Raw genomic sequence first — 24,623 nt, 5'->3', positions numbered from 1 at the left:
CCGGTTACGGCAGGCCGATGTAAGGAATAAACATGGATAAGCAACAACAAACTGAACTGGAAGCAGCTGCCTTCCGCCGTCTTGTTAAGCACCTCGACAGCCGTAAAGACGTACAAAATATTGACCTGATGATTCTGGCTGGCTTCTGCCGTAACTGCCTGTCTAAATGGTATAAAGCTGCAGCTGATGAGCAAGGCATTGAAATGAGCTACGAAGATGCCTGCGAACAGGTTTACGGCATGCCGTATGCTGAATGGAAAGCCAACCACCAGAAAAAAGCCACCCCGGAACAGCTGGCTGCATTTGAAAAAGTTCAGAAACCTGAATAAAAACAATCAGGCACAAAAAAGGGCATGATTTCATGCCCTTTTTTAATTACAAACAGTTACTGGCTATCCCGCCATGCCCGCTGTAACTGATTCAGATCCACTTCCAGAATTGTGGCATAGACATCATCCTGAACCGGATAACTCTTCACCACCCGGGCCCCCCGGATAATACCGGCCACAGCCCCCTGAAACGAATTACTCTGTAAAATCATATCCTGTACGGACGTACTGCCCGCCAGGTGCTGACCATGAACAACAGCTGTCAACTCACGGTACGCATCAAGCTTTGACGCCTTAATCGCGTTAAGAATTTTGTGCTGACGGTTCAGCCCCGACTGCAAACTGATCGGCGCATAGCCTGTCACCTGCACCCAGTCCGGCGGCAACGGCGTATCATCAACCCGCGGCGGTATATCAGGCAGGGCACTGACAATATCCTTAGTCGACTCAACAAAGGTTTCACAACCGGCCAGCGAAATACTAAATATCGCTACCAGCAAAATCCGGTATAACTTTGCAGCAATCGTGGTCATTGCGCTCTCCCCTGACCATTTTCGATAATCATACCGGCAGCATCACTGGCCAGCGGATCATAGCCGGGAATTTCACCTTCCAGGCGGGCAACAGACACATGGGACTGCCCGGTCGCCATCACCTGCCGGGTCGTGGTATCAAGGACCCGGGCATTGATCACCAGACCATCCGGATGACGGGCATAAGTGCCGGTCAGAATAAAGTGAATTCGGAAACGGTTACGAATTGATGAAAGATTATCCCGGGACAGCGGATTCTTCAGCGTCGTATTCAGGCTCACCGCCCGATAATCCACCAGGTTATAACCATGCTGCTGCAGCTGGAAAATCATACTCTCACTGAGCCGCTCTCCCAGTCCTGCCGGGGTCGTGTTACCGTCAAGATTTTTGAAAGGCAGAATTGCAATCGGCAGTTTTTTCACTCGGTTCTTCGCCAGCCCGGAATCAATCTGAACCGCCATCTGGGCAACCACTTCGCTCATCGCATCAGCACCGTTAGAAACCGTATCGACCATAACGACTTCCCGTGTCAGGGCTGCCCGCTCAGCCTTCACGGCCTCAGTCTGCGTTTCACGTAATGTCTGAGCCGCTTCCGGACTGATACTGTCGAGCTGGATTTTCACAGTCTCATTCCGGGGTGCCGAACAGCCGGTTATCCCGATGATTATCAAAGCTACACCCAGTTGTCGTAAATATTTCATCAGCTGATCACATCTGCCATTATACGCTTTCAGGAAACTGCTAAAGTCACATCTGTATAGTCACAGGTAAGACCTATAATGCAGTCTGGATAAATTACCATAATTTTCTGCAGAGAATGCTATCTTATCCACCTGAATGACATATTCTCTACGCATATATGTACTGTATCGGTGACCCGAAGCTTATGTTTAATCTGTTACGCGTAATTTTTACCGCCTGCTTACTGGCATTTTCATCCCTCAGCACTGCGATTACGGTTGAAGCTCAGGGGCAATCAATGATTTTCGACGGCGACCTTGACTCTGCCCGCCGAAATGCAATCCGCAATGCCTCCCAACAGGCAGCATTACAGGCCAGCGTCTTCGTCAGCAGTACCCAGAAAGTCACCGATGGCGTACTCAGTATCGATAACATGCAAATCAAAACCCTGGGGCAGGTAAATGACATCGAAATCATTGATGAAGTCATCCGCAACCAGACACTGCACGTCAGAATACGGGCTAACGTTGAATACGAAGCAGACTGTAAAAACGGCACCCGCAGCCAGGGTTATATGAAGTCACTGGCAATTACAGCATTTCCACTGCTGACCCCCACCCAGGCAATCCTGGGTTCACTGGAAAATATCCAGTCAGGATTCAGTACTCAGCTGACCAATGACATCAATGAGAACACCAGCCTGACCGCCCGTAACGCCGGCCTTCTGACCATGCACCCCGAATTACTGACCGCCCCTTCCAGACAGCTCTCAGCAGGGGCTATTTCAACAGTACTACAGGAAATTCAGCAATTAGATGTGCAGTACGTTGTCTCCGGCGTCATCCGTGATATGACCATGCACGATCCGGACACAATCGCCCTCAAGCGCAACATACTGGTAGATTTTTATAACCGTCAGGATTACCGCAGCAAACGCCATTTACGCAATCTGGTTGTGGATGTGTTTATCCATGACGGCTTCAGCGGGGCTTTGTTATTTAATAAGCAGTACGTCATGGCAGGTCGCTGGAATCTGGCTCCGGAAGCCAAAATAGGCTTCGCCAGCGCGGCATACTGGAAACAGGATTACGGCACTCAGACCCGACTTCTGATCAGTCAGATCACCGACGATATTCAGACAGAGTTACGCTGCAAACCCTTTGCCGCCAGCATCACCCAGACCGATGGCAACTTCATCTGGTTCAACGCTGGCTCACAGGCGGGTATCAATGTCGGAGACCGGCTCAGCGTTTACCGGAAGTCCAGCTTCTACACCAACGGTCTCAGTGAAAACGTTCAGCTGACCAACACCCAGAGCAGCATTACCGTGACAGATGTGCAGCCGTTTTTCTCTGTCGGCCGCCTGACTCAGGAAGGCTCTACCTACAATATTCAGCCAGATGATGTGGTTATTACCCACTGAAACACAGCAACATACAGACACAAAAAAGCCGGCGCTGTTGAGAAACAGCTCCGGCTTTTTTACCTCAGCGATTCAGCAATGACTTACTGCTGTGTACCACGAATCTGAACTTCTACCCGGCGGTTCTGAGAACGTCCCGCCGCAGTATCATTACTGGCAACAGGATAACGTTCACCATAGCCACGGGCCTGCAGCCGCAAGTCTGAAACCCCGGTGCTGGCAAGATACTGAGCAACAGATGCTGCCCGACGCTCAGAAAGCTCCTGGTTGTACTGAGCAGAACCGGTGCTGTCGGTAAAACCATCTACATTCACAATTGTTTTATCGAACTTAACCAATACCTTACCCACAGACCCCAGCACGCCATTAAAGCCCGGTGCAATAGTGTAAGAATCAGTAGCAAAGGTAATATTACCCGGCATAATCAGACGAATTTCATCACCAACCCGCTCAACCCGTACACCGGTACCTTCCAGCTCCTGACGTAATAACATCTCCTGCTGATCCATATAGTAACCGATACCGCCGCCAACAGCGCCGCCCACCAGCGCACCGGTAATGGCACCTTTGGTACGGTCACTCTTACTGGAAACAGCCGCCCCTAATACAGCACCGGCCAATGCACCAATGCCGGCACCTTTAGTCGCATTACCGGTTTTTTGTTCCTGCGTATACGGATCCAGCGTCTGACAACCGGCTAAAACCAGCGCACAGGCAAGGACAGTTAATTTCTTCATAAATATACCTCAACATTCTTTATTGCCGGACCAACCGGCTACGCCACAGGCTGTGACTCCGGCCAACGCAAATAATTCAGCATCTTTTCCTCAAATTATCATGCCGGATGTAAAAAACATGTACATCTGCCGGAATGCTAAAAAATTATAGTCAGGGAATATGAATAATTACTGAGTTTATGAAAATTCCCCCGTCTATCCCCTAGTCAGTACGGGTCACAACTTATAGAATCGTTCGTTAATATATTTGTAAGATTCTGTTCCGAGGAAAGTCCCTTGTCTCAACTCCCGGTTATTGTAGGTTTCGGCGGCATCAGCCCGGCCGGTCGCAGTTCCTTTCACCATGGTTATCGTCGCCTCGTGCTTGACGAGCTGGATGAGACGAGCCGTGCAGAAACATTATTAGATCTGGCAACACTGATGGGGCTGGCCGGATTTGAAAATGGCCATTATGTTGATACTGAAGGCAAGCAACGCCCGGTAACAGAACTGGCACAAAGCCTCGCTGAACAGGTTAAAAACAATACCCTGATCCGCCGCATTGAAAACGACTGCTTTGACATCAACAACGTGGTGTTCAACCAGCCAGCCAAGCTGAATACATCTGAAACCGTGACTTTTACACTGCGTAAGCGGCAAATGCCACAGCAGATACCGGAAAACTGGCAGGTTACAGAACTCAATGCCAATCAGGTTGAAGTCACTTTCAGCGGCGAACTGAATACAATTTTACCGGACACCCGCGGTGCCCAGGTACGCACTGCCGGCCAGTTACCGACAGGCTTTAAACCCGGTACCCTGTATCAGTCCCGTAACCATCCGCGCAACCTGCAAATGACCGTTTTCGGGGCATCCGATGCGCTGAACTCAGCCGGTATTCCGTGGGAGGTAATTGCCGACTCCGTCGCACCGGACCAGATTGGCGTTTATGCCAGTAACTCTATCGGACAGCTGGATGACCTTGGCTTTGGCGGTCTGGTGAAATTCCCATCTATCGGAAAACGCACCACCTCAAAGAATATGCCACTGGGCTATGCTCAGATGCCCGCTGACTTTATCAATGCCTATATTCTTGGCAGCGTCGGTGTAACCGGTGGTGCTCTGGGCGCCTGTGCAACTTACCTGTATAACCTGCGCAGTGCTGTTAACGATATCCGCAGTGGCCGCCGCAAAGTCGTACTGGTAGGCGGCAGTGACGCACCTGTTACCCCGGAAATCATTGAAGGTTTCCGCGCCATGGGCGCACTGGCGGAAGATAAAGCCCTGCTGGCACTGGATAAGCTCAGCGAACTGAGCGATGAAGACTATCGCCGTGCTTGCCGGCCTTTTGGTGATAACTGCGGTTTCACCATTGCCGAATCCTGTCAGTTTACCCTACTGATGAGCGATGATCTTGCACTGGAACTGGGTGCTCAGATTCACGGAGCTATTCCGGAAGTGTTTGTAAATGCTGACGGCCATAAGAAATCCATTTCAGCGCCGGGCATCGGTAACTACATTACGATGGGCAAAGCCGCTTCCCTGGTAAAAAGCATGCTGGGTGAAGACTCACTGCGCCAGCGCAGCTTCGTACAGGCTCACGGCACCAGCACCCCGCAAAACCGGGTAACTGAATCTCACGTTATCAATGAAACCGCCAAAGCATTTAACATTCCGGCCTGGAAAGTTGCCGCTATGAAATGCTATCTGGGGCATTCTCAGGGAACCGCCGGCGGAGACCAGCTGAACCTGTCACTGGGTGTCTGGGAACACGGCATTATTCCGGGCATTGTCACCACACCGGCATTTGCAGACGATATTCACGCCAGCAACCTGCACCTGAGCAATCAGCATATGCAGGTAGGCAGCGACGGTATGGACTCCGTCATTCTGAACTCCAAAGGATTCGGCGGCAATAACGCCAGTGCGGTGATGCTGTCACCAACAGTCACGACCGCTATGCTGACCAAACGTCACGGTAAAGAAGCGATGGCCCGGTATCAGGATAAACTGGCTGAAACCCTGACCAATGCCAAAGACTATGATGAACATTCCGTCAAAGGCTTGAGCAAACCTATCTACCGCTATGATCATAACGTTCTGACCGGCGAAGATTTGCAGATGACCGACAGCGAAATTCAGCTGCCAGGCTACGCCAACCCTGTGGATCTGAAAATCGACAACCCGTTCAGCGATATGAGTGACAACTAAGTCATTTACGGGAACCGGCTGCTAAGCATGAGCAGCCGGTTGCTCATGCTTAGCAGCCATATCAACAACCCAGTTTCTTCCTGAACAGCCCTGCTTTTCGGCTTAAAATATCAAAACGCCGGTAAGACTCGCAAAGGCTGATACTCTCTTCCACACCGATCGCCAGAAAACCACCAGGCACCAGCGCATCCGCCAACTTATCCAGCACTCTGTTTTTCAGCTCATGGCCAAAGTAAATAAATACATTACGGCACAAGATCAGATGGGCTGATACATGATTCGGTTGCTGAACCAAATCATGTTTTTCAAAAGCGATACGCTGTAACAGATTGTCATTAAGCCTCAGTTGGCCATTCAGCGGCGTGAAATACTCTCTCAACTCCCCGCGCCCGCCTGAAGCCTTATAGCGTTCGAGTACATCGACATCCAGTGGACGCTGTAAGATTCCGGAACGGGCATTCCCGAGTGCCCCGGGGCTTATATCCGTCGCATACAGCTGGGTACGCTCCAGCAAACCGGCTTCTGCCAGTAAGATCGCCAGTGAATAGACCTCTTCACCATCAGCGCAGCCGGCAATCCAGATTGATAATCGGGGGAATGACTGCAGATACAGCAGCACATCTTCTTCCAGTCGCTTAAACAGCTCCGGATCACGGAACATTACTGAATAACTTACCGTGAGACGGTCGATGACATTGCGCCGGAACGCCAAATCATGCGCCACCAGAGGTATCAGATCAGATACATGCTCAAGGCCGTGTTCTGCCAGAACATTCTGAATCAGCCGCATCAGAGAACGACGCCCGTATTGGCGTAAATCATAATCACAAAAGCGGTACAGTGCCTCCAGCAAAAGCTCCAGCTCATCCATCTCCAGCGGAGTATAAGTCGCAGGCATAAGCAGCCCGTCATCAAACGGTTGCCGTGCCGTTATTTTATGACTGCCAGACATATTTATAACAACCGCTGCATATGCACCATCAGCTCTTCAATATCGACTGGTTTAGACAAATAATCATCAGCGCCGGCCTGCAGACATTTTTCCCTGTCGCCCGGCATGGCATTCGCCGTCAGAGCTATGATCGGTAAATCCGTATAACGGCTATCATCCCGTATTCTGGCAATGGTTTCATAACCATCCATTTCCGGCATCATAATATCCATCAGCACCAGTTCGATACCATCCATATCATCCAGCAATTCCAGAGCTTTAAGGCCGCTCGGCGCAATATGCACCGTCATTTTCTGCTTACGTAATACTTTTGCCAGTGCAAAGGTATTACGCATATCATCATCCACCAGCAGTGCTGTCCGCCCGCACAGATCCGTCTGTTTTTCTTCGACAGTTGCGACCTGAGGCACCGATACAGAAACAGGCGCCGATACCGCAGCACTGACCTCCGCATGCTCCTCCGACCCCACATCATTGAGAAACTGGAATACTTCGCTCAGCAAACGCTCCGGCGAACGGGCCGACTTAATAACAATTTTATCGGTGTACTGGCTCAACTCCAGATATTCATCATTGGTAAGTTCTTTACCGGTATGCACAATCACTTGTGGCAGAATTTCCTGAGGCAGATCACTCAGCGATCTCAATACTTCAAACCCCGTCATATCCGGCAATCCCAGATCAAGAATAATCGCCACATAACTTTGCCGGGTAACCGCATCCAGCGCGCCATGGCCTGTATGCACAAAATCCAGCTCCAGCTGATCCTGCTTAAGCAGCCGCTGCAGTGCAAGACTCCCTGCAGCATCATCTTCCACAATCAGTAAACGGGATTTCTGCGTCTGACTGGCGCCGTACATCTGATGCAAGACATCAACAATCTGCTCCTTACTGACCGGCTTAACCAACTGGCTGTCAGCTCCCCGCTGACTCAGATCTGCCAGATTATCCAGCGCACTCATCACATGTACGGGGATATGCCGGGTGGCTTCATCCGCCCGAAGCTGACTGATCACATCATCGCCATCCATACCCGGCAGCATATAGTCCATCACAATTCCGGTAACCGGGTACTGTTTGGCCAGCATCAGGCCCGTTTCGCCGTCGCCGGCAACCAATGCCTGAACACCCTGCTGATGACAGGTCTGATACAGAATTCTGGCAAACTTAGGATCATCTTCAACAATCAGAAACAGCGGGCGGCTCTCATCAAGACAATGACGATCATCTTCGTTGAGATCCTGCACCATGTTCAGTGAAGGCTCCAACAGATCAGCCGGCTCAAATGCGGCTTCAGTGGCGGTGGCAGTTTGCGCTTTAGAAACAGCCTTTACCGGTAAAACGGTCTTACGCGCCGGAATTCTCAGCGTAAACGTACTCCCCTTACCGGGAATACTTTGCAATTCAATATCCCCGCCCAGCAACCGGGCAAATTCACGGCTGATAGATAAGCCCAGCCCTGTTCCGCCAAACTCCCGGGTAGTTGACCCGTCAGCCTGCTGGAAAGCCAGGAACACATTTTCCTGCTGCTCTTCTGCGATGCCGACGCCAGTATCAGAAACCACGATTGCCAGCCAGCTTTCGCCAGACATATCAGCCTGCAAACTGAACCGCACGCTGACAGCCCCTTCGGAGGTAAACTTCACACCATTGCCGATCAGGTTAGTCAGAATCTGTTCAAGTCGAACATAGTCACTGATAAAGTTCTCCGGCACTTCAGCTTCCCGGGTTATCGAAAAACCAATACCTTTATCTGTGGCCAACGGCGTAAAGCGATGATTCAGGCTGCGAATAAGCCGGGTCAGTTCAATGTTCTCATCGTTCGCTAACATCTTGCCTGCTTCAACTTTCGACAGATCCAGAATGTCATTGATCAGGTTCAGCAAGTGCTTCCCGCTATCCTGAATAACCTCTGCTGATTCAACCTCATCCGCAGACAGGTTACCGTCATCATTGCTGGCCAGCGAACGGGCCAGAATCAGCAAACTGTTCAACGGCGTACGGAGCTCATGGGACATATTCGCCAGAAATTCCGACTTATAGCGGCTGGTCTGCTCCAGCTCAGAAGCCTTCATCTGAATATCTTTCTGTGACTGTTCCAGCGCCACTTTCTGGGCTTCAAGATCACTGCTCTTTGACCGCAGAGACTCATTCATGATCCGCAACTCTTCCTGCTGGGTCTGTAACTCCTCCGACAGGTTTTGCGAATCTTTCAGCGCAACACTCAGCGTATTTCGTGTAGTGACGTTTTCAAAGGCAATGCCCAGTGGCTCCCGTAACGTTTCCAGTAATCCGATGACTGAATCGCCGACCTGATTAAGGAAGCCTAATTCAATTACACCCCGCAGCTCGTTCCGGAAAGAAAAAGGTACCAGCACCAGACTGTGCGGTTCTGCCTGACCGCAGCCAGAGGCCAGAGTGAGATACCCCATCGGTACATCACCGACAACAACAATCTCATTTTCTGTGGCTGCCTGTCCGATCAAGCCCTGCCGAAGCTGGTAACGCCGATTTTCCCGGCCAATATCCATATGTGCAAAAGCAGCTACCCGCTCCAACACTCCCTGTCCGTCATCCAGTTCAGCATCCCGCCACAGATATAAACTGCCGGCCTGCGCCCCCACATACCTGGCCAGAACCTGCAGTGTTACCTCCGACATCACATCAATGTCCCGCTCCTGCCGCAGAACATCACTGACAGATACCACTCCCTCTTGCAGCCAGGCCTGCTGTTTACTGGCCTCACTGGTTTCACGCAGGTTAGCCGTCATCAGTTGCAGCGCATGATAAACACTGCCTTCAGTCGCTTTATCATTAAACGTCAGATCAAGATTACCGCTGGATATAGAGTTGGCAATCTGATTCATGGTAACCGGCTCACCACCCAACGGTTTCAGCACGATTCGTACCAGCAGCCAGGAAAGGCCCAGAGAAAATAACAGTAACGCAACGGCCATGACTTTCAGAATTAACAGCAGATTATCACTGCGCCCGAGAAAGCCGGCGACTTCCCCTGAGGTACGGCTATCCAGCAATACAAAGAAGTCATCGAGTGGACGCATAATCCGTTCTTTTTCCAGATGATAATCCCGGTTATGCAGCAGTTCAGTAGCCATTTGCAAATCAGGCGTACCGGCAACTGTGAAATCCCCCATAGCATCCTCGTACTGCCCGACAATTGCGTGCATCGCAATTTCCTCGGTCCGTACAAGGCCGTTAGAGTTAGCTTCAGCTTGTGCCAGTTTAGCCAGTTCAGCCTCATCAAAGCCCGCTTTCTCCATCAGGCTCTTCAGTGATTCAGTGTTGCCATCACGGCGTGGCGCAACATCTCTGGCCGCAAAGAAATCCCAGTAGATCCGTTCATACTCTTCCGGACGCGGTTTTTTTCCGTCACGGATATCAAGTACATCATGATAGTACTGCTGGTAACGCTCATCGCCGGTAATAGCATAGGTTCTGGCAAAGCGGGTAAGGTCATCGGAGCTTTGCCGCAACTGATCCGCCAGTAAATAGGACTGATAACGGTTTTCGTAGCTTTCAACCAAGGCTTTCTGATTGGTAAACACCAGTAAAACCACAGTCACCAAGCTGATGGAGAACAGTAACATCGTAATAAACGTTGTCAGTATTAGCCGTTTAATTGTCATGATATTCAGATCCGTCTTAATAAATGCTGTTCTTGTTGCTTGCCAGGCAATAACGCGCCACTACTGCGATACAACTGTTAACGACTGCACTGCAAATACTCAATAAATTCCTGCCGGGGTAAGGGGTGGGAAAAATAGAATCCTTGGGCCATGTCACACTTCTCATCTCTGAGAAAATGCCATTGCTGCTCGGTTTCCACACCTTCCGCAATCACTTCCAGCCCCAGCGCATGCCCCATTGCAATAATGGCCTGCACCAGCGCAACACTTTCTGCGTCCTCCGGGATACCGGCGACAAAGGTCTGGTCAATTTTAATTCGGTTCACCGGACAACGTTTCAGATACCCCAGGGCAGAATAGCCGGTGCCAAAATCATCAATTGAAAGGCCAATCCCCATCTGGCGAATTTTTTCCAGACGGGCGTCCACGTCATCGGTATTCGACAGCAATAACCCCTCGGTAATTTCTATGGCAGTTTTATCCGCTGCCAGTGCGCCGCTCTCCATCAGGTTAATCAGCTCTGCACACAAGTTATTATCATTAAACTGCAATGCCGAAGCATTCACACTGAAGGCAATCCCCGGACACTGCTCCATTGTTGCCGCTGACTGACGTAACACCCAGATCCCCAGTTGCTGAATCATTCCACAGCTTTCTGCCACTGGAATAAACTCCGCAGGAGACACAGCACCAAGCTCAGGGCTGTTCCAACGTAACAGAGACTCAGCCCCCACCGGCGAACCATCATCGGTCCTCACGATAGGCTGATAGTAGACTTCAAGTTCTTCTCTGATCAGAGAGTCCTGGATATGCCGTTCCAGCAAGAGACGACGCTGTAAACTCTCATTCAGCTCATCCGTATAAAAGCGGAACGTATTTTTACCCGCATCCTTTGCCAGATACATAGCGGCATCCGCACGTTTAATCAGGGTATCGCCATCGGAACCGTGATCCGGAAACACCGATACGCCAATACTGACACCTGCGGTTAAGTCATTCCCCTCCCAACTAAAAGGCTGCTGCGCCTGAGCGGCCAGCTGCTTCAGCCGGTTAGTCAGCGCGAGGGAATCATTCAGATCAGACAATAAAACAATAAACTCATCGCCACCGTAACGGGCAATGACATCGAAACTTCGAATCTGGCTGCTGAAACGGTCTGCAACATCCTTCAGGAAGGCATCTCCCGCTTCGTGTCCCAGCTCGTCGTTAATCCGCTTAAAACCATCCAGATCCAGAAATAAAACAGCAAATTTTTCTTTCGTACGGGTTGTACGGTCGATCATCCGTTCAATTTCGATATGTAACTGACGGCGGTTAGGCAGGTGGGTCAAAGCATCGTGCTGGGCGAGGTATTCAATTTCTTTTTCAATTTCACGGCGGCGGGAAATTTCCTGCTCCAATCCGAACCTCAGGGTCCACATGTTCAGGAAGATTTGTATTTTAGAAAGGAGAATATCCGGGCTCACCGGTTTCTGAATGTAATCGATGGCACCTGCGCTATATCCCCGCAGGCGCTGTTCTTCATTATGCTGAAACGCGGTAATAAAGATAATCGGAATATTTCGGGTCTCTTCCATTTCACTCAACAGCTGAGCAACTTCAAAACCATCCATCCCCGGCATATTCACGTCCAGAAGAATCAGTGTGACATGTTCTTCCAGCGCCATCGCCAACCCGTTATTCCCGGAGTCAGCGGTCACTACCTCTGCGGCAATATCTTTTAACAGTACTCGCATTGCTTTCAGGTTTGCATGAACATCGTCAATCACCAGAATTTTTGGCGTGACTGTTTGCATACTTCCCATTAATCAACCCCTTGCGATACAGCTTTGTTCTTATAGAGGAATACTCCTTTTATTCCCCGGAGATCTTACAAAACCTGCATCCGTGCAAAAGATCTGACTTTCCATACAACGTTGCATATATCTAAACGGTCTGGCGCTCACCCTTTCGTGCCAAACCGATACGCTAATACTCCTAACGCCCATTCAATCTTAAACTTTAATAAGAGCACAAAAACGGACACAAACGAAATCTTAGCCACTCATTCCGGGCATTCAATTATTTGTAACAGAAAACAATCAACGCTTCAGGTTCGGATCTGAAAAACTTCCCGGGTATTCTGCATGGTCACTTCAGCAACCTCTGCCGGAGCCATCCCCCGAAGTTCTGCCAGTACCTCAGCCACCAGCGCTGCCCGTTCAGGATAATTCGTTTCCCCCTGATACCCGCATAAAGGCATATCCGGCGAATCCGTTTCTAAAACCAATGCCCTCAAAGGCAGATAGGAAAAAGTCCGGCGCAGTTTTTTTGCCCGTTCATAGGTGATACTGCCACCGACCCCTAACTTAAACCCCAGCCTGATATACTCCCGGGCCTGCTGTTCGCTGCCACTGAAAGCGTGTACAACACCACCCCGTGCAAGCCCAACACGCCTCAATTGCTGCAACATCAGATCGTGGGCTTTACGCACATGAAGAATAACCGGCTTATCAAAATCTGCCGCCAGCCGAAGCTGCCGGTTCAGGATATCCAACTGACGCTCCCGGTCTTTGTCTGACTCATACAGATCCAGACCGATCTCCCCTACAGCCACAACTTCCGCTTCATGCTTAGCAAGATAATCAGCTAATACTGCAAGATCACCTTCACTGTTCGCATCGAGAAAACACGGATGGATTCCCAGTGCAGGGTAAATATTTCCGTACTGCTGCCCAAGCCTGATAACCCCATCCCAATTCGCCCGGTTTACCCCCGGCACAATAAACTGCCGGACACCAGCTTCATCAGCCCGCCGTAAAACATCCTGCAATTGTGACTGTAAAACCGGAAAATCCAGATGACAGTGGCTGTCGATAATCTCCACACGCGCTACCTGATTAAAAACCGTCTGAAACACATATTTATCATATGCTGAATCACAGATATAAAAAAACCGCTGCAATCGTTGATTACAGCGGTTTTCTGAAACCCTTTGGCTTAGTGTTCGCGAGTGGCCCGGAACTGCAGGTCCGGCCAGCGCTCTTCTGTCAGACTCAGGTTAACCCGTGTCGGCGCCAGATACGTCAGCAAACCGCCGCCATCCAGTGCCAGGTTATCACCGCCTTTACGGCGGAACTCTTCCAGCTTGCGCTCATCTTCACACTCTACCCAGCGGGCAGTCGCCACACTGATCGGCTCGTAAATGCACTCAACCTTGTATTCGTCTTTCAGACGGTAAACAACCACTTCAAACTGCAGCTGACCAACCGCACCAAGAATCAGATCGTTTTTAGTGATCGGCTGGAATAACTGTACCGCCCCTTCTTCAGATAATTGCTGCAAGCCTTTCTGCAACTGCTTCATCTTCAGCGGATCTTTTGCCCGGACACGGCGGAACATTTCCGGTGCGAAGTGAGGGATACCGGTAAATTTCAGCTCTTCCCCTTCGGTGAAGGTATCGCCAATCTGAATAGTACCGTGGTTATGCAAACCAATGATGTCGCCGGACCAGGCCTCTTCCACGTTGGAACGGTCACCCGCCAGGAAGGTTACTGCATCGGCAATTTTCACATCCTTTTTGATACGCACGTGGCGCATTTTCATACCCTTGGTATAACGCCCTGAACACACCCGCATGAAAGCAATCCGGTCACGGTGTTTCGGGTCCATGTTTGCCTGAATCTTAAACACGAATCCGGAGAACTTCTCTTCATCAGCCGGAACATCACGGGTCAGTGCCGCACGGGAAGCCGGGGCCGGCGCAAACTCAACAAAGCCGTCCAGCATTTCACGGACACCAAAGTTGGAAAGCGCTGTACCGAAATAAACCGGGGTCTGACGACCAGCCAGATATTCTTCCAGCTCAAACTCATGACTGGCACCGCGCACCAGCTCAATTTCATCCAGGAAGTCATCGTATAAATCGCCCAGTAACTCGCGGGCTTCATCCGACTCAAGACCTTTCACCTGAATATCATCAGGAATAATATTGCCCTGGCCCGGGGTAAATACGTGAATGATATCCGTGTACAGGTTATAAACACCGCGGAAGTCCTTACCCATGCTGATTGGCCAGGTAATAGGCGCCGCCGCAATCTTCAGAACTTCTTCAATCTCATCCAGCAACTCAATCGGATCACGGATATCCCGGTCCATCTTGTTCACGAAAGAAAGAATCGGCGTATCCCGCAGACGACAAACTTCCATCAGTTTGATTGTCCGGTCCTCGACACCTTTAGCACCGTCCACCACCATCAGGGCAGAGTCTACGGCGGTCAGCGTCCGGTAGGTATCTTCCGAGAAATCTTCGTGACCCGGTGTATCCAGCAGGTTAACAATCCGGCCATTGTGGGGAAACTGCATCACGGAAGAGGTAACCGAAATCCCCCGCTCCTGCTCCATGCTCATCCAGTCAGATGTGGCATGACGGTCAGCCTTTTTACCTTTAACAGTACCGGCTTTCTGAATCAGGTTTCCGAACAGCAACAGCTTTTCGGTAATGGTGGTTTTACCCGCATCGGGGTGCGAAATAATCGCAAAGGTGCGTCGAATATCGACTTCTTGAGCAATAGCAGAGCTGGACATAAGTAAGATCAGAATTCATGACGGCCAAAAGCAATGGCCCTGGTTGAAATTTGGCCGTCATTTTCGCTGATCCGGCGTCTTTACACAATGAAAGGTGAAAAATAACCGGAAAAGTTCTTAAAGAAACTCCACCATGACCTGACCACACCAGGCTTCCACCCGGTCATCCGTCATTTCACGCTGGCAGTCTTCATCCAGCGCCAGGCCGATAAAGAACTTCTTATCCTTGGTCAGTGCTTTAGACTCATCAAACTCATAGCCTTCGTTTGGCCAGTAACCGACAGCTTCCGCACCACGGGCCACAACCTTATCGTGCAGCATACCCATCGCGTCGACAAACCATTCAGCGTATCCGTACTGGTCACCCAGACCAATAAACGCAACAGTCTTACCAGTGAAATCCAGATTATCCACTTCATCCCAGATTTCCAGCCAGTCTTCCTGAACTTCACCGTAATCCCAGGTTGGAATCGCGAAAATGAGCTGATCGTAATTCGCTATCACACTGACAGGGGTGTCTTTCACATCAAACAACTCAACATCATCAAGATGCTCTTTAACCTTAACGGCGATATCACCAGTGTTGCCTGTTGTGGTGCCGTAAAATAATGCAATGCTCATCTGCGTATCCAGAAAGATAATAAAATCGCAATGATAATAATTTGCATTATGAAATCAAGTAAGATTTAGCTATAACTCATAACCGATCACACTAAGCTTAAAATCCGGGAGAAGATCAGCGGGAGACTACCTGCTTGAATACCGCTGCCAGATCATTGTCTTCAAGACAGCGTCTGTATAATTGCTCATCAATAATCCGGGACTCATTCTGATGGCACTCCAGATAGACAGTATCTGACTCCGGATCAACAAAGCTCACCAAGGGAATGCGCCGCAAGCATTCCAGCAAAAACTGACAGTTATCAGCAACATCCAGAGAAGCATTGGCCGGATATACTTCTTCCGGGCTGTTCGCATAGATATTTATCTTCTGATAGCGCTGAATATTCACCAGCCCCAGTGGCCGGTATATACGCATGCTTTTCTGGGTACCGGTGGCAATCGGTAAGGGAAACTCCCCTTTCGGAACACTGTTATCAAGGAACTCATAGCGAAATAATGGCCGGTCATACGCAAGCCATTTACAGAAAATCTTTGGCATTCCCGCATAGGCCTCAACACTGTGCCCCAGAAAATCTTCCACTGATTTATAACGGCCGCGCTGCAGGCCCCGCTCCCAGCCCCGCTCAACGGTTGCTTCCGGTGGGGTTATGACAAAATACATCTGCAGGGTGTGCACATACTTTGCGTAAGTATCATGAAGAATTCGGGATACCTTTTCGCTGGAAAAACTGTCAAAGCGAAAGCGGTCTACCAGTAAATGAGAAATTGAAGCCTGTTCATCCGCCTGCCGCCGCACATAGTGATCGAATTTAGCATCAATCACATTCACTTCATTACTGGTAAAGCGCCCGGCATATTTGTAAGCCTCACCCAGCGCTTCGTAATCCAGTAACAAACGGCGCCATATATCAGGGCTCACCGTTGCATAACTGCCGGGCTTAATACCCTTTGCCCGCAGAATTGTTTGCAGCATCGGTCGTAAAGAACTTTTGCCCGCAGCGGAAGCACCTTTAAGGCTGATCAGCAGGGGCTCCGCCACTTTCTCTACTTTCAGATAACCGCGACTCTGCACTGCCGCTTCAATACAGGGCATTATCCATTCGCCTATACGGCGACTGCCATAACCGTTCATGACGTGACGGGTCACCAGTAAACTGAGATTATCCAGGTCGGTTCCCAGATAGCCCCGTCTGCCGGCCACCCCGCTCAGCACCTGATAAAGGCTCCGGTAAACAGCCCTGGTAAAACGGTCATCACTGGCAAGACCGGCCTGCTTAAACTCATTGATTACCCGGTAATCACGCTCCAGCGCTGACTCCATAACCGGTTGCCGGACAGGCTTGCTTCGCTGGCGGCTCAACCCCGGCAGCCAGCGGCGCCAGCCGGAAAGCTTTACCTCTTCAGACTCCGTTACCGCATTTAACTGCCGGGCTAAAATATCCCTGGCCCGCTGTTCTACGTCAGCCTGCAAGCGGTTGAAATCTGCTGAAATCGCAGGCATTTGCGGGCGAATAAAATGCTCAAAAATATCATTCACAATCACCCGGAAATTAATGCCCAGCGCTTCATCGGTTTCACCTTCCATCACCCTAAGGTCTGCAGTCACCCGAACAATCAGTTCATGCAAAGCCAACCGCTCGGTCCGGAACGCAACTAAATCACCGGCAGACATTCCGGTCTGATCAACCCACTCCATCACATCGCTGTAACGGCTCAGCACATTATCAGGTAAAAAAATGGTTTCCTGATCCAGCAGATGTCTGGGCAGCTCAGATTCCAATCCCGGAGACCAGGCACTGAAAACATCAGGGCTAACCACTATATTTTGCTGTTCAGAGATGGACATACAGATTCCTGCTGACGGGCTGTTACCGGAAACTAACTCATACTAAAGTTTAAGTCTGCCAGAACAATAACAGGAATTGGAATCAATTTGCGTCAGTACAGCGGCTGCCTACGACAGAAATTTTGAATTCCGGAAACAGAAACGCCGTACCTGACTGCTCAGCTACGGCGTTTATACGACGGTCTCTGTAAAAACCGCAGAAGTGAAACTCAGTTACTTCTTAACATCTTCGTTAATCAGTTTACGTACTTTGAACGCGCCCCAGACCATGACAGCAGTCATACCGGCAATTCCCAGCAGGCTTGGCCACAAAGTTTCGAAAACATAAGGATCAATACCAAACATACGATCACCCCAATCAGCTCTATTAATCATTGAGGCCATGGTACGCCCATTTGTATTAGCGAATATTGATATAACTCAATATCTGAACCGAAAGCAGATTGAGTGCACCACCGGTGTAAATTTGCAAAAGCGGCTTTTGTGACCCATAACTTAATGGAGCACCCGGGCTGCTAGCTGCAGCCGTGCGACGTAATACCGCTGGCGGATTCAGATCCGGGCAGCCGCTGTAAATTGAGGCACACCATGACACAAGTTATAAAACACTGGACCCCAGAACAGCTCCGGCAAATGAATGAACAGGCCTTCCTGCTTGATTTACTCGATATGATCAAAATATCGCCGACAACCGACGAATCAGACAGCAGCCTGGCCGCCCTGCAAATTCAGCTGGCCACGATCGAAGCGATGATCGCCGACAGACTGGACTGAACTCAGCTTTTCTTCATCATCTTCCACACACCAGAATACAGACCAGCACCAGACAGGCTGTAACAACAGCCTGTCATCTGGCGCTTACAGACAGCCCGTATCCCTGGCCTGGGAGAAAACATTTCTTTAGTCAGACGCTTCCCAGCCCCTCCTTCCCCCCCTTCAGCTTTTTTCACTTTTCAATGCAAAAAACACCGTACCTGCCTTCTGTGGCCCTGCCAGGGCTCCAAAAACGCAAAAACCACAAGAGACCAATCAACAATAAATATTGATAATTTTATATATGAATAAGAATTATCTAAATCTATTATTAAGCATTTATTGATTGATATTACTTTTGCCTGCTAAAACCAAAAAAACCTTTTAATTACAACAAGTTAGAATTATTGACATCGCTTTCTGCAATATCTGCAATATTTTTTTATTTCCCCTTTAAAAACAATGAATTACGACCTTAGAAATATCTATTTTTATTTTCAATAAATCATTAAAAGATATATACTTAACTTAATAATATTTTGATCAATCACAAAGGTATAAAGACCATGCAAGAAAGAGAAATTAAACTTCTTTTTAAGGCAGGTGTTTTTGAATCTTGTCAGGCCGCGCCGGTATCAATGGCCCGTGGCTGGACCCTGAAATTCATCACCAAACAAAGCGAAGTGCTGACACTGAATTTGCAGCGTTCAAAAGGTGAGCGGGAATTCAAAAGCCTGGACGGTGCTGCCGCAGTTGCACGGCGAATTGGCTTTGAATGGCTGAATGTTCAGATCGGTGATCTGAAATGGCAGGAAAAAGTCTGAAGCCCTGCCAACCATGGCAGGTGTGAAGTCGCAGACATAAAAAAGGGCGCCTGAACAGGCACCCTGTGTGTACAATTTTGTCGTAGCAGTCTTACTGCTGGTATGACTCAGTTGTCTCTGTTCATCGCCTCTGCGATTTTCTTATCTGTCTTGTACTGGCTCAGTGCGTACACCGACCAGATTGCCGCAGGAATCCAGCCAATCAGCGTAATCTGCAGAATCAGGCAAATAATGCCTGCGAAAGGCCGGCCAATCGTAAAAAACTGAAACCAGGGCAGTAATAAAGCCAGTATCAAACGCATTGTAATATTCCTCGCAAATTTACATCAGTGATTACTGAGCAACCACGCCGTCTTTTAATTCGGCATCTGTTGCTTCACGAACCACCATTACTTCTATCTCAAAATTAAGAGTTTGTCCGGCAAACGGATGGTTAGCATCAATGGTTACTTCACCTTCCTCTTCATTAATGGCAACAATTGTTACCAGCTGAGGGCGGGAAGGGTCATCACCAATCTGACAAAACATGCCTTCTTCAATGCTTGGGAAAGCATCAAAAGAAGCTTTATCCACAATGCTAACCTTCTCTTCATCCCGGTCGCCGTAGCCCTGAGCAGGTTCAATGGTCGCAGTAAACTTATCGCCAACCTGATGACCAGCCAGCGCCTGCTCAAGCCCGGGGATTATATTTCCCTGACCATGAACGTAAGGTAAAGGCCCTGCATCCCGTGAACCATCAACCACTTCTTTTTCTTCATTAAACAGTGCGTAATGAAATTCAACGTAACAGTTTTCAGTAATATTCATTTCAGATAATTCCGCTACGGCTCTAAGCCTTTATATTTAAAACATTTTTCAGCCAGCCTGAAATCATTTCAACTTCTTCAGCACTGACACTGTGATCGATCGGATAGGTTCGCCACTGTGGTGAAAAACCTAACACTGTTAAGAATTCTTTTGCCGACTCACCTAACTGTGGCGGTACAACATCATCCTGTGAACCATGGGCTATCATCACCGGCATGTCACAGTTACCCGGATTTACCGAAGCACGTAAACTTTGTTCACAGGGAACATAGGTAGACAGGGCAAGAAGACCAGCCAGAGGCTGTGGATAAGCCAGCCCCGTCTGATAAGCGACAGCACCACCCTGGGAGAAGCCAGCCAGCACAACACGCTCAGGAGCAATGCCCCGCTCAGCTTCCCGTCTGATCAGCGCACTAACCTGACCGGCAGATTCAAGTAAGGAATCAGCATCGACTTTTCGGCTGATATTCATTTCCAGAATGTCATACCAGGCACGCATAACCCAACCGTTATTCACGGTAACCGGCCGTTCCGGTGCATGGGGAAAAATAAACCTGACGGCAGCATCTTCAGGCAAATTCAGCGCCGGTACGATACCGGCAAAATCATGACCGTCAGCGCCCAGTCCGTGAAGCCAGATAACCGTCGCATCTGCCGGTTTTACCGGTTCTACCTCGACACAGGGCAATAAGTTTGTATTCATCTGCCATCCAATAAATTATGCTAATAATTAAGTGTTAACTGCCGGTTAACCGTCTGACTGTTTCACTGCCCGCTTACCGGTACTACTATGCCATGACATCATGTATGCAATAACTTCATGAAAACACCAGCCAGCTCATTCACCGCCTGTCACGACTGCGATCTGCTTATCGCCCGCACCCGTCTGAAAAAGGGCCAGTCACTGAACTGTCCCCGCTGTCATGCCAAGCTCTTTCATGCCCGGCTGAATCCTATTGAACGGGGGCTTGCGCTGGCAATCACCAGTTTGATCCTGTTTTTACCGGCTAACCTGCTGCCAATTTTAAGCCTGAGCATTTTTGGTCAGCAGCAAAGCGAAACCATCTTACAAAGCGTATTATCCTTATATGACGGTGGCTTAGCTATAGTCGCAGCGGTTGTCCTTATTTTTGCGGTGCTGGTACCGGGTCTTCAGATCCTGCTGCTGACTTACATTACCGCCTGCTTACAGTTCCGGATTAACGGCCATTACCTGCGCCAGAGCCTTAATCTTTACCACACATTACATGGCTGGGGCATGCTGGAGATCTATCTGATCGGCACGCTTATCGCCGTCATCAAACTAAAAGATATCGCCAACCTTGAACCCGGACTCGGGCTCTACTGCCTGGCTGCTCTGATTTTCACTACGTGCCTGACCAACAGCCTGTTTGATATTCAGCATGCCTGGCAGGTATTCGGGCAACGCCGCGACACCCAGAAGGCTCACTTATGAACACCGGGAGCTATAAATCCGCACGTCAGGAAGGCTACCTGCTTTGCCGTCACTGTCACACCTTGCATACACTTGATCAGCAAGATCAACACTGCCACGTTTGCGAAACCCCGCTGCACAGCCGTATGGAACACACCCTGCAGCGCAGCTGGGCTTTTCTGCTCGCCTCAGTTATCTGTTTCTTTCCGGCTAACCTGCTGCCGATTATGACGTTTAAAAGTTTTGGCAGTGGCGCACCAAGCACCATCATGGGCGGCATCATCGAGTTATTCACCGGAGGGTTCTGGGGCATCGGACTGGTGGTTCTTATCGCCAGCATTATCATTCCCTGCCTGAAGATTCTTGGTATGCTGACCCTGTTACTCAGCCTTAAATTCCACTGGCGTACCAGCGCCCGCCAGAAAACCTGGCTCTACCGCGGCGTCGAATGGGTCGGCCGCTGGTCTATGCTGGATATATTTGTAATCGCTGTACTGGTCGCACTGGTCCAGCTGGGCAGCCTGGCGAGTATATCCCCGGGACACGGCGCCACAGCATTTGCTGCGGTGGTAATACTGACCATGCTCTCCGCTCTTAATTTTGATACCCGTTTAATCTGGGATAAATACGCACCTACGGACACTCAACATCATGACACCTGATAATACCCCTGCGACAGACGCCGTCATAAAGCAGCACCGCGGCCCGTCATTTGTCTGGATACTGCCACTGGTTGCAGCACTGATTGCCGCCTGGCTGGCCTGGCAGAGCTATCAGGATGCCGGCATCACTATTGAGGTGCAGTTTGAATCAGCAGAAGGACTGGAAGCTGAAAAAACCAAAGTACTGTTTCGTGGCCTGCCCAGCGGCACAATTAAACAACTGCGCCTGAATGAGGACCTGAAAGGCGTCACAGCGATCATTGAAATGGCCAGTGAAGCCGAGCCGCTGCTGCATGAAAACACCCGTTTCTGGCTTGTAAAACCCCAGGTATCCCTCAGCGGTGTCAGAGGGCTGGAAACACTCCTGTCCGGTTACTACATCGGTATTCAGCCCGGTGACGGAGAAGATCGCCGTGAGTTCGTGGCCGACAGCGAACCACCACCATCCAGCAAAGATAAACCGGGACTGTATCTGACCCTGAGCAGTGACTCGGCCGCGTCTGTTTATCGCGGCTCCAAGCTGTTTTACCGGGATATACAAGTCGGTGAAGTCATCGACGTTAAACTCGGCAAAGCAAAGCAACAGGTGCTGATTGACCTCTATGTAGAAAGTAAATACAGCGAACTGATCAACGGTGGCACCCGCTTCTGGAACGCCAGCGGTATCAGCATCAAAGCAGACTTACCCAAACTGGACATTAAGTTTGATTCGCTGGCCTCTATTGTAGCCGGCGGCATCAGCTTCTATACCCCTGCCGATGGTGGTGAACTTAATCCAGATACGGTACTGCCTCTCTACAGTGACTATGAAGCAGCCGAAGACGGTGTTGCCGTGACCGTTAAGTTCCCGGCCCGTACGCCACTGTCAGAAGGGACCAAAGTGGTCAGTCAGGAAATTGTCATTGGCCGGATACAAAAGCTCGAATTTAACAATGATCTGACCACCCAAACAGCCCACCTGCTAATCGATCCCCGGGCCAAGCCCCTGTTACGGGCAGGCAGCCAGTTCTGGTTACCAAAGCCGGACTTTGACATTACCCAGATCGGCCAGCTGTTCGACGGCAACGCTATCCAGCTGCAGCCAGGCCCCGGCATTCCCCTGTTCCGCTTCATTGCCCTGAATACCCCGCCGGCGAAACGCCCTGGCATTCCGGGACTGGATATTCAGATTATCGCTGATCAGTTAGGCTCACTGGACTTCGGTTCACCGGTACTCTACCGGCAGGTACCCGTAGGTGAGGTCCGCGGCTATGAACTGATCGAACAGGGCAAGAAAGTCCTTATCCACGCCACCATTGCCAAAGAACATTCACAGTTACTGAAATCCAACAGCCGATTCTGGAACATCAGCGGCGTTCAGGTTGCCGCCGACCTGGACGGCGTTAAACTCGATACCGGCTCACTGACGTCTGTCATCAAGGGCGGTATCAGCTTCTTTACCCCTGACATTAAAGAGAAACAGGACGCAACGCCGAATCAGCAATTCCACCTATATAAAGATTTCGATACCGCCAGCCAGCAGGGCAAGCTTATTTACAGTAATCAGGCAGGCAAACTGCAGATACGGCTGGTCAGCGAACAGCTCGGTTCAGTTAAAGCAGGCTCTCCGGTACTTTACCGGCAGTTGCCAGTCGGTAAGGTACATGGCTACCGCTTAAGTGAAGACGGACAGAATGTTGAAGTGCAGCTACTGATTGATAAGGCTTACCGTCACCTGGTCACCAGCAAAAGCCGCTTCTGGAACGCCAGCGGCATTCACGCCAAGCTTGATCTTTCCGGGCTGACTCTGCAAACAGAATCGATTGATACCATCGTGCGCGGCGGTATCGCCTTTGATAACAAACCGGGTAAAGGTAAAGCTGCCAAATTTAATCAGCGCTTCACCCTGCATCCAAACAAGCAGGAAGGCCTGTACGACGCGCTGGCTATCCGGATCAGCTTCCCGGCAGGTAATACGCTGGAGCCCGGTGCTGAACTGCGTTTTCAGGGACTCAAAATGGGCCGGGTGGACACCGTCAGGCTGCTTGATGCCAGCGGACGTATTGAAGCCCGTGTGATTATCGACCAACAGGCAGAGTTTCTGGCACGTGAAGGCAGTCGTTTCTGGGTTGCCAGCAGCCAGATTTCCCTCAGTGGTATCAAGAACCCGGAAGCCTTACTTAGCGGAAACTACATTGTCGCCAGCGCTGGAAAGAATCTGAAGGCTCCCCGCAAAACGCAGTTTAAAGGGATTAATAACGCCCCTGCCGTCAGCCTGCCGGGGCTTAACGTCACTCTGACCTCGCCGGCACTGGATTCTGTCGAAACCGGCAGCCCAGTCTATTACCGTGGTCTCAAAGTGGGTCAGATAACCGGATTTGAACTGGGAGAAGACCTGCAAAGCGTTGAAATTTATGCCAATATCCAGCCTAAATACAGCAAGCTGGTCAAAGTCAACAGCCGCTTCTGGAATCTCAGTGGCATCAGTGCTGACTTTGGCCTGTTCAGTGGTCTGGAAATCGAAACCAGCACTCTGGACACCCTGGTAAGCGGTGGCATCGCATTCGACTCCCCGGCAGGTTCCGGTACAGTCGGCCCGCAACCACGCTTCCGATTACTGAAAGACGCCCCTTAA

The 24,623-nt window shown here is 50.1% G+C and carries 22 protein-coding genes; 8 read left to right on the top strand and 14 right to left on the bottom strand.

The genetic code is table 11. The features are described 5' to 3' along the window. Positions 1–32 precede the first annotated feature (32 nt). Positions 33–329: a DUF1244 domain-containing protein gene (locus JYB63_RS18305; RefSeq protein ID WP_205659360.1), complete on the top strand. Its 297-nt coding sequence runs from the start codon at positions 33–35 to the stop codon at positions 327–329. 56 nt (positions 330–385) lie between these two features. Here the strand turns inward: JYB63_RS18305 and JYB63_RS18300 are convergent, their stop codons facing one another. Continuing rightward, on the bottom strand, positions 386–862 hold the full coding sequence (locus JYB63_RS18300; RefSeq protein ID WP_205659359.1) for an LPP20 family lipoprotein: 477 nt from the start codon (positions 860–862) through the stop codon (positions 386–388). Then, a complete protein-coding gene (locus JYB63_RS18295; protein ID WP_336510904.1) occupies positions 859–1,485 on the bottom strand; it encodes a FlgO family outer membrane protein in 627 nt (208 codons plus the stop codon). The genes JYB63_RS18300 and JYB63_RS18295 overlap by 4 nt, the downstream gene beginning before the upstream one ends. A gap of 263 nt (positions 1,486–1,748) precedes the next feature. On the opposite strand from JYB63_RS18295, the gene JYB63_RS18290 reads away from it, so the two are divergent. Then, positions 1,749–2,966, top strand: coding sequence for a flagellar assembly protein T N-terminal domain-containing protein (locus JYB63_RS18290; RefSeq protein ID WP_205659357.1), 1,218 nt, complete (start codon positions 1,749–1,751; stop codon positions 2,964–2,966). Positions 2,967–3,049: 83 nt separating this feature from the next. On the opposite strand, the gene JYB63_RS18285 is transcribed toward JYB63_RS18290, so the two are convergent. Next, positions 3,050–3,703, bottom strand: coding sequence for a YiaD family glycine zipper/OmpA-like lipoprotein (locus JYB63_RS18285; protein WP_205659356.1), 654 nt, complete (start codon positions 3,701–3,703; stop codon positions 3,050–3,052). A gap of 276 nt (positions 3,704–3,979) precedes the next feature. On the opposite strand from JYB63_RS18285, the gene JYB63_RS18280 reads away from it, so the two are divergent. Beyond that, positions 3,980–5,893: a beta-ketoacyl synthase gene (locus JYB63_RS18280; protein WP_205659355.1), complete on the top strand. Its 1,914-nt coding sequence runs from the start codon at positions 3,980–3,982 to the stop codon at positions 5,891–5,893. Between the two features lie 61 nt (positions 5,894–5,954). On the opposite strand, the gene JYB63_RS18275 is transcribed toward JYB63_RS18280, so the two are convergent. The 8 genes from JYB63_RS18275 to JYB63_RS23545 form a co-directional block, all read right to left on the bottom strand. Next, positions 5,955–6,791 carry a CheR family methyltransferase gene (locus JYB63_RS18275; protein WP_205659354.1) on the bottom strand — a complete coding sequence of 279 codons (837 nt, stop codon included), beginning with the start codon at positions 6,789–6,791 and terminating at the stop codon, positions 5,955–5,957. Between the two features lie 56 nt (positions 6,792–6,847). Next, positions 6,848–10,492 (bottom strand): response regulator, encoded by a 3,645-nt coding sequence (locus JYB63_RS18270; RefSeq protein WP_205659353.1) that lies wholly within the window; start codon positions 10,490–10,492, stop codon positions 6,848–6,850. A gap of 77 nt (positions 10,493–10,569) precedes the next feature. Next, positions 10,570–12,297: a putative bifunctional diguanylate cyclase/phosphodiesterase gene (locus JYB63_RS18265; protein WP_205659352.1), complete on the bottom strand. Its 1,728-nt coding sequence runs from the start codon at positions 12,295–12,297 to the stop codon at positions 10,570–10,572. A gap of 284 nt (positions 12,298–12,581) precedes the next feature. Beyond that, the gene (locus JYB63_RS18260) at positions 12,582–13,358 is read right to left on the bottom strand and encodes a TatD family hydrolase (protein ID WP_205659351.1); all 777 of its coding nucleotides are present in this window, start codon (positions 13,356–13,358) and stop codon (positions 12,582–12,584) included. A gap of 113 nt (positions 13,359–13,471) precedes the next feature. Beyond that, a complete protein-coding gene (locus tag JYB63_RS18255) occupies positions 13,472–15,058 on the bottom strand; it encodes a peptide chain release factor 3 (RefSeq protein ID WP_205659350.1) in 1,587 nt (528 codons plus the stop codon). Between the two features lie 117 nt (positions 15,059–15,175). Next, a complete protein-coding gene (gene fldB / locus JYB63_RS18250; protein ID WP_205659349.1) occupies positions 15,176–15,679 on the bottom strand; it encodes a flavodoxin FldB in 504 nt (167 codons plus the stop codon). A gap of 115 nt (positions 15,680–15,794) precedes the next feature. Then, positions 15,795–17,528 (bottom strand): DEAD/DEAH box helicase family protein, encoded by a 1,734-nt coding sequence (locus JYB63_RS18245; RefSeq protein ID WP_205659348.1) that lies wholly within the window; start codon positions 17,526–17,528, stop codon positions 15,795–15,797. A 213-nt stretch (positions 17,529–17,741) separates the two neighbouring features. Then, complete coding sequence (locus JYB63_RS23545) at positions 17,742–17,873, bottom strand: hypothetical protein (protein ID WP_272873599.1); 132 nt, start codon at positions 17,871–17,873, stop codon at positions 17,742–17,744. A 243-nt stretch (positions 17,874–18,116) separates the two neighbouring features. Here JYB63_RS23545 and JYB63_RS18240 point away from each other — a divergent pair, with 243 nt between their 5' ends. Next, on the top strand, positions 18,117–18,302 hold the full coding sequence (locus JYB63_RS18240; protein WP_205659347.1) for a hypothetical protein: 186 nt from the start codon (positions 18,117–18,119) through the stop codon (positions 18,300–18,302). Between the two features lie 545 nt (positions 18,303–18,847). Continuing rightward, positions 18,848–19,105 (top strand): hypothetical protein, encoded by a 258-nt coding sequence (locus JYB63_RS18235; RefSeq protein ID WP_205659346.1) that lies wholly within the window; start codon positions 18,848–18,850, stop codon positions 19,103–19,105. Positions 19,106–19,212: 107 nt separating this feature from the next. Here the strand turns inward: JYB63_RS18235 and JYB63_RS18230 are convergent, their stop codons facing one another. The 3 genes from JYB63_RS18230 to JYB63_RS18220 are packed head-to-tail and all read right to left on the bottom strand — an operon-like array spanning position 19,213 to position 20,615. Beyond that, positions 19,213–19,407 carry a YqaE/Pmp3 family membrane protein gene (locus JYB63_RS18230; protein WP_205659345.1) on the bottom strand — a complete coding sequence of 65 codons (195 nt, stop codon included), beginning with the start codon at positions 19,405–19,407 and terminating at the stop codon, positions 19,213–19,215. A 31-nt stretch (positions 19,408–19,438) separates the two neighbouring features. Then, a complete protein-coding gene (locus JYB63_RS18225) occupies positions 19,439–19,912 on the bottom strand; it encodes an FKBP-type peptidyl-prolyl cis-trans isomerase (RefSeq protein ID WP_205659344.1) in 474 nt (157 codons plus the stop codon). 22 nt (positions 19,913–19,934) lie between these two features. Beyond that, positions 19,935–20,615 (bottom strand): alpha/beta hydrolase, encoded by a 681-nt coding sequence (locus JYB63_RS18220; protein WP_205659343.1) that lies wholly within the window; start codon positions 20,613–20,615, stop codon positions 19,935–19,937. Between the two features lie 117 nt (positions 20,616–20,732). Between JYB63_RS18220 and JYB63_RS18215 the strand changes: the two genes are divergently transcribed. From JYB63_RS18215 to JYB63_RS18205, 3 genes are read left to right on the top strand one after another with little or no spacing between them, the layout of a single operon-like run. Continuing rightward, a complete protein-coding gene (locus tag JYB63_RS18215; protein WP_205659342.1) occupies positions 20,733–21,368 on the top strand; it encodes a paraquat-inducible protein A in 636 nt (211 codons plus the stop codon). After that, positions 21,365–22,009, top strand: a complete 645-nt coding sequence (locus JYB63_RS18210) for a paraquat-inducible protein A (RefSeq protein ID WP_205659341.1) — start codon at positions 21,365–21,367, stop codon at positions 22,007–22,009. The genes JYB63_RS18215 and JYB63_RS18210 overlap by 4 nt, the downstream gene beginning before the upstream one ends. After that, positions 21,999–24,623 (top strand): PqiB family protein, encoded by a 2,625-nt coding sequence (locus JYB63_RS18205; protein ID WP_205659340.1) that lies wholly within the window; start codon positions 21,999–22,001, stop codon positions 24,621–24,623. Before JYB63_RS18210 ends, JYB63_RS18205 begins: the two co-directional genes overlap by 11 nt.

This window comes from Aliamphritea spongicola (assembly GCF_017051665.1).
In the GTDB taxonomy this organism is placed as follows: domain Bacteria; phylum Pseudomonadota; class Gammaproteobacteria; order Pseudomonadales; family Balneatricaceae; genus Amphritea; species Amphritea spongicola.
Note: the sequence above shows the minus strand (reverse complement) of the source record. Positions and strands in the feature narration are given on the sequence as shown.